Origin of the sequence: Campylobacter troglodytis, from assembly GCF_006864425.1 — a bacterium.
Lineage (GTDB): Bacteria > Campylobacterota > Campylobacteria > Campylobacterales > Campylobacteraceae > Campylobacter_D > Campylobacter_D troglodytis.
Genome location: NZ_QHLI01000189.1, coordinates 1 through 796, shown reverse-complemented (window position 1 = coordinate 796; position 796 = coordinate 1). Strand labels below are relative to the sequence as shown.

General features: G+C 38.9%; 1 protein-coding gene. It reads right to left on the bottom strand.

What is annotated here, in order from left to right:
* Window positions 1-735: DNA adenine methylase (locus DMC01_RS12650; RefSeq protein ID WP_142694531.1), on the bottom strand; the 735-nt coding region annotated here is incomplete at its 3' end.
* Between the last annotated feature and the right edge of the window lie 61 nt (window positions 736-796).

The window sequence follows — 796 nt, the reverse complement described above, 5'->3', positions numbered from 1 at the left end:
ATAAGCTATATCCACTGTTTCAAGCTCTTTTGCTAGCTCATTTGCCTCCTTTTGCACCACTTCGTAATCACAAAAAAAGTTTGAAAAAACAGGCATTTGCAAATGAATTTCGCCTAAAATGCGTGGCAAAGCATTTGCCCCGCTTCCTCCAAATTTACCAACGCCATCCTTATCCTTGTAAAAGCCCTTGAAAACCCCGCTAGTATTTGAATGCACGCTTGCTTCGTAGATTAAGGGTGCTATGAAAAAGTGTTGCAAATCTTTTGGAACCTCACGCTTGATTTTAGCTCTCATAGTGTCTAAATATGCCGCGTTTCTAGCTGTGAAAAACACCCTCTCATCCTTTGCAATGTGCTTGTCATCCTTTGGGGCGTAAAGCTTGCTGATAAAGCCTTTTTTTAGCTCATTTTCGTTTATTTGTAGGGCTTTGTGAATTTTTTGTAATTCTTTGAGCTTATTTTTATCAACATTTGCAAGATAACACTCATTTATAATGCACGAGTAATCCTCCAAATCATTTGCTATGATCTTTCCTGCAAAGCCCTTTGCAAAGCGGCTTACAATGCCTGAGCCACTAAACATATCCAAAAAGCTAGGCTTGTCCTTTTTTAGCTCACTTTTGGCGAATTTTAGCCCCTCTTTTAGCCCCTCGCCTATAAAGCCAAGCAAGGCTCTTTTGTTGCCAAGATAGGTGATGATTTGCTCTTTTAAGAAGGTGGGGTTTTCGTTTTTCATTGTTTTAGGTGATGTTTATTGTTGTGATTTAAGCTCATATTTGTCCTTTAATTTTGCCCTT